We start from the raw sequence: 8,277 nt of genomic DNA, 5'->3' as shown, positions 1-8,277 counted from the left end.
TAAATAGTCTAGTGATGATGGCAAAGAGGTCACACCCGTTCCCATACCGAACACGGAAGTTAAGCTCTTTAGCGCCGATGGTAGTTGGGGGCTTCCCCCTGTGAGAGTAGGACGTTGCTAGGCATATGAAAAAACACGACTTTTAGAGTCGTGTTTTTTGTGTTGAATAGGACTTAGTGACAGCGTTTCTGCTATGAACTGCAAAGTAGTCATCTTATAGGAGTGCTATCAACCAAAAGAAGGACTTGTTCAGAAAATTAGGGGCTACTGAGCAAGTCCCAAATGTCTTAGCGTATTATTTTGCGTGAAATGTTGGCGGGGATCCCAAAAAAGAAAAGAAACCCTGTTTAAATCAGAGTTTCGCTTCTTATTATTAAGCCTTAACAGTAAAATTCCAAAATGCTGATTGTACTTCTTTTACTTTGGCTACATAATCTTTTTGAATATCATACAATTCTTCAATTGGGAGATCTTTAAATGCTTCGCCAAATGGATCTTCAACGTCTGTACGGATCCCACTCATTTCTTCAACAATTGCTAAAGAACAGAATGGTACGTATGCAGCACTATATCCTCCTTCATGGCAAGCAACAAGTTTACCGTTACAATGTTTATCAGCTAAATCAAGCATAAAGCGAGTCATTTGTCTGAACCCTTCTGCATTTACCATCATGCGTGCAAGTGGATCGAACATGCCAGGATCTTGGCCAGCTGAAATTAAAATTAACTCTGGCTTAAATTGGTCAGCAATTGGGCCTACAACTTCTTGTAATGCATGTAAGTAGCCAGCGTTTCCTGTACCAGCAGGAAGCGGAATGTTTACCGTGCGCCCAAGGCCATCCCCTTTACCGATATCTTCTCGCTTCCCACGTCCAGGTGGATATAATCGTTCTTGATGTAGAGAAACGAATAATACATTTGGGTCATCATAGAAAGCCGATTCTGTTCCATTACCATGATGTACATCCCAGTCCAGAATCATTACTCTTTCAAGACCAAGTACATTACGCGCATATTTTGCTGCAATGGCTACGTTATTGAATAAACAGAAGCCCATTCCTAAATCCGCTTCAGCGTGATGCCCTGGAGGACGTGTTAAAGCATAAGCGTTATCGACTTTACCGTTAACGACTGCTTCAACAGCTGTAATTGCGCCACCAGCTGATAATAATGCGATTTCGTAAGATCCTTTTCCTACAAGTGCTAGTTCACCCGCATCACCAAAACCAATCTCACTTAATTCTTTTACTTTATTTATATACGATTCACCATGATAGAATTTCACTTCTTCAACAGAGGCTGGGCGAGGCTTAATTTGATCTAATTTTTCCATTAACCCACTGATTTCAAGTAGATTTTTGAAGCGTCGTTTTGTTGCAGGATTTTCTGAGTGAACATCAGTTTCGATATATCCTCCAGGTGGCATAAATAATGCACCATTTCCAGTATCATGCCAAAAATAACTCTCATCACAAATAAATCCTGTCTTCTTCATAAAATCCCTCCGTCTAAATCTAAGTTTTTGTTGTATCTAATCTTATTAAAATATATTTTTCAGCATCTTCCTATTACCCACTTGGGTGATTTTATAGAAAATTCTAAAATTTGCAGTATACTAGATTATGAGATAGTTAGAAGGAGGATATGGATGAATAGATATGGTTTGACGTCTGTAGAATACGAGAAAATAATCCACTTTTCGGCTCAAATTGCTTACCCTGTAGAAGATACGCGCTTACACATTCAACACAAGCTAGAGGATTTTTTCGGGTTTGATCAAACTATTTTTTGGTACGCAGATGATCATGGAAATTTAAGAGATCCTATTAATTACAAGCTAAGTGATAAAGCATTAACAGATTATCTTAATGAATACCACTATTACGATTTATTACATCCTACTAAAAACGTAAATCTGTTTCACGAAAAAAAGGCTATTCGATTAGAGGAACTTGTGGCGTCAAATCAAAATGACAAATCGCCTTTTGACCGTTTCTTGAAGGAATACGGATATCACGATGAAATGGTCGTAGCACTTATTCATCAAGATACATTCGTTGGTGCGATTGGGATGGCGCAAAAAAATAATTCCTATAAATTTACACCAAAAGATAGTAACACCCTCCAACTTTTATCAGATGTGATAGCTTCAGTACTTCTACATCAATTAAAAGATAAACAAGAATTCAACCTACTTTCAGATAGGGAGATGGATGTTGTACATCTCCTTAAAAAAGGATGGACCAATCAAGCCATCGCTTCGGCATTGCATATCTCCGTAAACACAGTAAAAAAACACTTACAAAATATTTATGAAAAATATAGCGTACAAAATCGAACACAATTAGTTCAGAAGCTTTGATATAGCCGTAACAACATGTGGCAAAGAGTTAAATTTCATGTACTTCAATCTACTATAAAATAATTAAAATTTTTTGTTTTAGTAAGTATAAAGATTCCGAGAATTGGAGAGTATATTAGTACTCCCCCTTAGTAAAATATATGTGTTTTATCTAGCTATCCATTTCGGATGGCTCTTTTTTTGTATGTAGCCAGATGAAAAGAAAGAAGGGGCACCATAAAATTTCCGTGTAGATCTACATCTTAGCTTTTTTACGACCAAGTCTCACACGACAATTTCCCCGGAACCATAGCGTGTTATGGGAGCCAATTAACACCCTATTATTGCATCCCGTTCTCTCTTATAAATGCTTCTAAAACGTCTTTATTTTTGTTTATAAAGCCCTCAAAAGTTTTCCATATATATAGTCCTGATAAGAAAAAACGTTTAAGAGGCTCCTACGATGTTTAAAAAAGCTCTTAATTAATTAAAAGAATAGGATGCATTTTAATATTCCTCCCAGCTTACTTTGTGGTCTATAGCAAGAACACTGTCACTAAGCCTTTAATGAGGTCAGCACCAAACGCTTGAATTTATCACTTGTTTTGAAACTAAACAACCTCATGCTTACGTCTAAAGTAAGTAAGTATTTACCAAATGAGTTAAAAAACGAGGGAAGTTTAATGAAAAAACGTTGGTTCATCTATGGTGTGATTGGAATTGTCTTTGGAGTGCTTGATTTCTATTTTCATAGCTTTATTTCAGATGTTCTTGGTCAAGGAGGGATTGTTTGGAGGATATTTACTTACGGAGTTTGGTTAGTACCACTCATACCGATTATTTTAATAGAATCACAAGTCTCTAAATCAAAAATAGCACCTTCATTGGTGTGCAGTCTGACTTGGTTGCTTTCGATTGTTTCTTATTACTTATTCATGGGTATTCGATTTGCTTTTATAGGAGTTGAAACAAGGGCAGAATTACATATATCCAATTTAGGAGAGGATCCTTACTTTTTAGGAAATTGGAATAGTGTCCTTTTTTATGATATTGCAGGTGGGATTATCGAATGGGGTGGTTTTGCAGTATTAAGTGGATTCGTTATGGGATATGTAATTAGTTTTAACTACCTTTATCTGAACAAATTATTGGGACGATGGCGTTACTAAAACAATATTGAATAACTAAATACCTCACACAAAAAATGCATTAAAAACCAATGTTTCTCCGGTTTTTAATGCGCCACTTATTTTACTTAATCATCTGCCCACAAGCAGAACAACGCTTCACCGCACTAGCACTTCCTTTACCAACAGCACCAATAATCGCCCCGGCAATCGCCTTTGCTATATTCTCAAAACGACTATCAAATAACATATTATCCGATGTGTTAGAAATAAACCCAACCTCCAATAACACAGCAGGGGAGTAGGTTTCCCTTAAGACGTGGAAGTTCGCAGTTTTTACGCCACGATTTCTAAAGCCAATCTCAACCAAAGCTTTTTGAATCGCTGTCGCAAGTGGCATGGACTTACTGTTATTTATGGTAAATACGAATGTTTCAACACCATTCGCACTTGGATTGGCAGCTGCGTTTCGGTGGAATGAAATAAAGGAGATTTAAATTGTAAAGTAGTTCTAGAAAGTGGATGTATGGGGAAGTTGATACTCACTGGCAAAACAACTTTCAAAAGAAGTGCAGCCATATCGTGAGGCCACTGAAAAAGTAGTTGTTAATAATTTTTTATAGTAAAAATATACTATTCTATTTTGGAAGTGGGATTCACGAAGGCTCCTACGGGAAAAGCTTGAGCTGAAGACCCCGCAGGAGCTTACGACGAGGAGGCTGAAGCCAAGCCCGTGGAAAGCGAAGTGAATCCCACTTCATAATAAGAAGCAAATAATTACTATAACTTTTTATAAGGATTTAGTTTTTCAGTGCCCTCCATATCGTAAGGGTAACCTTAATCAGTTATGTATAAGTTGTCTCGATAAACAGAGGGATTGCAGTGAGTGTTTTTAAATAAATATTAGCGAAGGAAAAGATCATCATTATTGGTGGTCTTTTTTACTTCTAGTAAATGCACTAAAAATAAGATAATTCATTTAAATAGTAATTATTTGATAGAATTTACTATAATGCTTATTAAGAATAAACTCTTTATTTTAAGGAGAATGTTGATGTTATTAAAGTTACTTTTCCCGTTGCTTGCGCTAATTGCTGGTATGGCTGTGGTTGTGCAAGGTCAAATTAACGGTGGTTTAGGGAGAAAAATTGGTGTTATTGAGGGAGCATTTTTTAGTTTTGCATTAGGTACATTAGTTTTATTATTGATATTAATCTTTCTAGGTAACGGTCAAATTTCAGCTATTAATACCGTCCCTAAGTGGCAATTACTTGGTGGAATATTAGGTGTTTTTTTTGTTATCGTTCAAGTGCTTGTTGTTCCAAAAATTGGTGTATCAACTACTTTGCTAGCAGTTATTGTTGGGCAGATTATCCTGAGTGTCACCATTGATCACTTTGGTCTGTTTGGTGCAGAACGTCGCCCTATAGACATGAACAAAATGGCTGCCGTTTCATTAATGTTCATTGCTTTATATCTTTACAATAAAAAGTAGCTCTAAATCTAATAAATGCTTCATCATTTACTAGATTTAGAGCTACACATCTATGTTAAAAGCGATTGTGGCAGCAAACGAACAAGTTTGTTGTCGCAGTTGATTTTAAAACATAGGTGTCTAATTTTTTGTCAAATCCTATAAACAAAACTGTATTCCTGTATTTACAGGAAGCTGTAAACACAGGAATACAGGTGACTCTAATTTTTAACCTCAATCGACGTTTTTACTAAAGGAAGTACTTCATGACCTGCCCCTATAATGAAAATAAGAGCTTTTTAGGGAAAGTGCTTGATTGTGGAAGATTGAAAAACATGAAACTAACGTTGTGGGTAGTATGTTGTATAGATAACGACGAATTTATGAAAAAATGCAAAAAAATATCGAATTGAATAATGCAAAATGAAAGATTTTCAGTACTAGATATTTTGACAAACCTTTCTTGACATAATTACATTCGCCTTCTCTCATATTAAGTACTAAGGAGATGATGACGGTGTCAATATTCGATCATAGGAAAAATAAAAAAAGTGGTCAGACAAATAAAGGGGAAGCAAGTAGGATGTCAAATGCATTTGCGTCATTGAAATCACAACCGAAGAGCCAAGAAGAGATTGCAAAAGAATTTATCCCTTCTAAAGGCCAAACATTTAAGCATGATAATGGTGCAAATTTAGGTAATCAGAAACCTAAGTGCTGACAATTTTATTTTAAAAATATGAAAGCCTGTGAAGTTTTACTTGTTGTAAAATTTCACAGGCTATTTCATTTCAGACGAGAGTTTTGTCTCACCCTCTCTACCATTTATTCAAATACAGCGACTAAGCGGTCCTTCACTTCATGATTTTTGAGTTTTTCTAAGCCTTTGTCGATTTCTTCAAATGGGATTGTGATCAGAGTTGGATTCATTTTTCCAGTAGCGAAGCAATCATATCCACCTTGTAAGTCTTCTACTGATCCACCATTGCTTCCTAACAGTTTAATTTCTTTTGTAATCATTAAATACGTATTGATATTGGCTTCTAATTTACCCATACCAACAATTACAACAGTTCCTTGTGGTTTTACGGCTTCCAGTGCATCAGCAGTTGTTTGTCCAATTAGGATAAGGAATAATCTCATGGAACAATAAAAGGGATCTAGGCAACGAATTGTCATTCATTACCTAGATCTCTTTTACCCAATTATAAGGCTAAATTCATTGGTTACTGTGCGGATTAGAAGGGGAGAAGTATGATTATTTACTTGTTATAACGGATATATCATGTAAACAAGTTTTTAAAAACATGCTAATTATTTAAAAGGAGCATTGCTTCTTCAAGGGTTGTCATGTTTTTCATCATCGAACAAGCGGCATCAAGAATAGGGAAAGCTAATGCTGCGCCAGAACCTTCCCCTAAACGCATATTCATCTGTAGCATTGGTTCAATGTCTAGTAATTGAGCTGCGATTTTTGCACCAGGTTCTTCAGACGCATGAGAAGGGATAATGTATTCTTTTACTTTTGCTTCAAGTTTGTAGGAAATTAAAGCAGCTACTGTGGAGATATAGCCATCTACTACAACTGGAACGCGATTTGCGGCTGCTGCAAGGACGACACCAGCCATTCCAGCAATTTCTAAACCACCAACTTTCGCTAAAATATCGATAGGGTCTTGTGGATTTGGTTTGTTTAATGCAATCGCTTTACGAATGACCTCTGCTTTATACTCAATGCGTCCAGCACCAACACCTGCACCGAATCCTGTTACTTCAAGTGGATCGCAATGATGAATAACGGATAAAATCGCTGCACTAGGAGTTGTGTTGCCGATCCCCATTTCGCCCGTACCAAGTAAATTAACACCTTTTTTAATTTCTTCCGTTGCTACTTCGATGCCGACTTCGATGGCTTGTATTGCTTCTTCTCTTGTCATGGCAGGACCTTTTGCCATATTATCTGTTCCGTATTTTACTTTCTTTATAATGACACCTGCATTAGTTGGAAGGTCTTCTTTTACACCAATATCTACGGGTACGATTTTGGCATTCGTAATTTTTGCGATGGCACAGACACCAGATAAGCCTTTAGGAAAACTTAATGTTTGAAAAACGGTTACGCTCTGTGGATTCGTTGTAACCCCTTCATCATACACACCGTGATCTCCAGCCATCACAATCATGGCCTTTTGATTGATGTTAGGGAATAGCTCTCCAGTAATCCCAGCCAGTTGCACAGCAAGAGCTTCGAGTTTTCCCAAGCTTTGTGGTGGTTTACTAAGGGCATCCACACGTTCTTGTGCTTTTGCCATCATGTCTTGATCTACTGCTTGAATTTGATCGATTGTTTGTTGTAATAATTGCATCGTTTCACTTCTCCTTTTGTTTTTTAAAATAGGAAAATAAAAAAAGTCTGCAGTTTATTCCATTACGAATAAACTACAGACTTTTCCATCGCCTATATGATTCTAAGTAAGTAGGCAGGTCTCCTGGCTCAAGATCATCATTTCATAAAACCTTCCCAGAATAGTTCTAGTGGCATTCTCTATGAAACTCCCTTTTACAGTGGTGGGACCGCTAAAGATTTTCACTTTATTCCCTATTCTCCCTATATGGGGCACCTAATACTTTTATGTAGTTAAATTTAATTTACGCTGAAGAGTTTTGTTCGTCAAGCATCATATGGTCCAGAAAGTTTGAATAATTTCGGTAAGATCAACCTCAGCAACTAGTTATTTTGCAGAAAAAGCTATTTGTTAAAAGTGACGTGTGGAACGGCTTTTTCATAATATTAATAGAAGTTACAGAATAATCGTAGCGAGGGTATTGCAAAAGATGCAACACTAAATGATCAGCTGTAGTTATTTTATATAGTAGGAAAATAAAAATATGATTTTTTCAATAGTTTTTATTGACTTATTTTTATTAAGTTGATATTATTATGTAACTGTCGCAAAACGATATACATTGAAGAAAAGCTAAGAAATAAGTAGTTTTTCAAAGTGGTTGACAAGTTAATAGGTATTTTGATATAATAAAATTCCTGTCGTTGTGACAGTGTTTGAAAATATCTTAAAAATAAATATTGACAAACATAATCGTTATTTGATAAGATATGAAAGTTGTCGCTTGAATGAGCGATAAATGAACTTTGAAAACTGAACAACAAAACGTTAATGAAATATAGTTTCTTATTAAATTAGGAAACAAAATTTGGACATCATAATTGATGCCAGCAAAGAATTTGAGCTTTATCAAGTTCTCTTTTATGGAGAGTTTGATCCTGGCTCAGGACGAACGCTGGCGGCGTGCCTAATACATGCAAGTCGAGCGGA

At 36.2% G+C, this 8,277-nt stretch carries 8 protein-coding genes, 2 rRNA genes and 1 riboswitch; of the genes, 6 read left to right on the top strand and 4 right to left on the bottom strand.

Annotation, left to right across the window (positions count from 1 at the left end):
• Positions 1–7: 7 nt before the first annotated feature.
• Positions 8–123: ribosomal RNA gene (gene rrf / locus EK386_RS19395) — 5S ribosomal RNA — on the top strand.
• Positions 124–373: 250 nt separating this feature from the next.
• On the opposite strand, the gene EK386_RS19390 is transcribed toward rrf, so the two are convergent.
• Positions 374–1,495, bottom strand: coding sequence for a class II histone deacetylase (locus EK386_RS19390; protein WP_126660829.1), 1,122 nt, complete (start codon positions 1,493–1,495; stop codon positions 374–376).
• Positions 1,496–1,648: 153 nt separating this feature from the next.
• Between EK386_RS19390 and EK386_RS19385 the strand changes: the two genes are divergently transcribed.
• Both EK386_RS19385 and EK386_RS19380 read left to right on the top strand, forming a co-directional pair.
• The gene (locus tag EK386_RS19385) at positions 1,649–2,362 is read left to right on the top strand and encodes a LuxR C-terminal-related transcriptional regulator (RefSeq protein ID WP_158674474.1); all 714 of its coding nucleotides are present in this window, start codon (positions 1,649–1,651) and stop codon (positions 2,360–2,362) included.
• A gap of 662 nt (positions 2,363–3,024) precedes the next feature.
• A complete protein-coding gene (locus EK386_RS19380; protein ID WP_126660827.1) occupies positions 3,025–3,510 on the top strand; it encodes a hypothetical protein in 486 nt (161 codons plus the stop codon).
• 82 nt (positions 3,511–3,592) lie between these two features.
• On the opposite strand, the gene EK386_RS19375 is transcribed toward EK386_RS19380, so the two are convergent.
• The gene (locus tag EK386_RS19375) at positions 3,593–3,952 is read right to left on the bottom strand and encodes an N-acetylmuramoyl-L-alanine amidase (RefSeq protein ID WP_246027736.1); all 360 of its coding nucleotides are present in this window, start codon (positions 3,950–3,952) and stop codon (positions 3,593–3,595) included.
• A gap of 570 nt (positions 3,953–4,522) precedes the next feature.
• Here EK386_RS19375 and EK386_RS19370 point away from each other — a divergent pair.
• Positions 4,523–4,963, top strand: a complete 441-nt coding sequence (locus EK386_RS19370) for a DMT family transporter (protein WP_126660825.1) — start codon at positions 4,523–4,525, stop codon at positions 4,961–4,963.
• Between the two features lie 496 nt (positions 4,964–5,459).
• The gene (locus EK386_RS19365) at positions 5,460–5,663 is read left to right on the top strand and encodes a hypothetical protein (protein WP_126660824.1); all 204 of its coding nucleotides are present in this window, start codon (positions 5,460–5,462) and stop codon (positions 5,661–5,663) included.
• A gap of 104 nt (positions 5,664–5,767) precedes the next feature.
• Here the strand turns inward: EK386_RS19365 and EK386_RS19360 are convergent, their stop codons facing one another.
• Positions 5,768–6,121, bottom strand: coding sequence for a zinc-binding dehydrogenase (locus EK386_RS19360; protein WP_246027735.1), 354 nt, complete (start codon positions 6,119–6,121; stop codon positions 5,768–5,770).
• Positions 6,122–6,252: 131 nt separating this feature from the next.
• On the bottom strand, positions 6,253–7,308 hold the full coding sequence (cobT, locus tag EK386_RS19355) for a nicotinate-nucleotide--dimethylbenzimidazole phosphoribosyltransferase (RefSeq protein ID WP_126660823.1): 1,056 nt from the start codon (positions 7,306–7,308) through the stop codon (positions 6,253–6,255).
• A gap of 96 nt (positions 7,309–7,404) precedes the next feature.
• Positions 7,405–7,582: riboswitch (cobalamin riboswitch) on the bottom strand.
• A gap of 625 nt (positions 7,583–8,207) precedes the next feature.
• On the opposite strand from cobT, the gene EK386_RS19350 reads away from it, so the two are divergent.
• Positions 8,208–8,277 (top strand): 16S ribosomal RNA (locus EK386_RS19350); the annotation flags it as partial.

The sequence above is a fragment of the Lysinibacillus antri genome (assembly GCF_003977595.1).
GTDB classification, from domain to species: Bacteria; Bacillota; Bacilli; order Bacillales_A; family Planococcaceae; genus Ureibacillus; species Ureibacillus antri.
The sequence above is the reverse complement of the archived record's forward strand: the minus strand, read 5'-3'. Positions and strand labels throughout refer to the sequence as shown.

What these genes read in the sequence shown, in the direction of transcription:
- EK386_RS19390 (WP_126660829.1), bottom strand. Translation starts at nt 1,495, where the DNA reads ATGAAGAAGACAGGATTTATTTGTGATGAGAGTTATTTTTGGCATGAT.
- EK386_RS19385 (WP_158674474.1), top strand. Translation starts at nt 1,649, where the DNA reads ATGAATAGATATGGTTTGACGTCTGTAGAATACGAGAAAATAATCCAC.
- EK386_RS19380 (WP_126660827.1), top strand. Translation starts at nt 3,025, where the DNA reads ATGAAAAAACGTTGGTTCATCTATGGTGTGATTGGAATTGTCTTTGGA.
- EK386_RS19370 (WP_126660825.1), top strand. Translation starts at nt 4,523, where the DNA reads ATGTTATTAAAGTTACTTTTCCCGTTGCTTGCGCTAATTGCTGGTATG.
- EK386_RS19360 (WP_246027735.1), bottom strand. Translation starts at nt 6,121, where the DNA reads ATGACAATTCGTTGCCTAGATCCCTTTTATTGTTCCATGAGATTATTC.
- cobT (WP_126660823.1), bottom strand. Translation starts at nt 7,308, where the DNA reads ATGCAATTATTACAACAAACAATCGATCAAATTCAAGCAGTAGATCAA.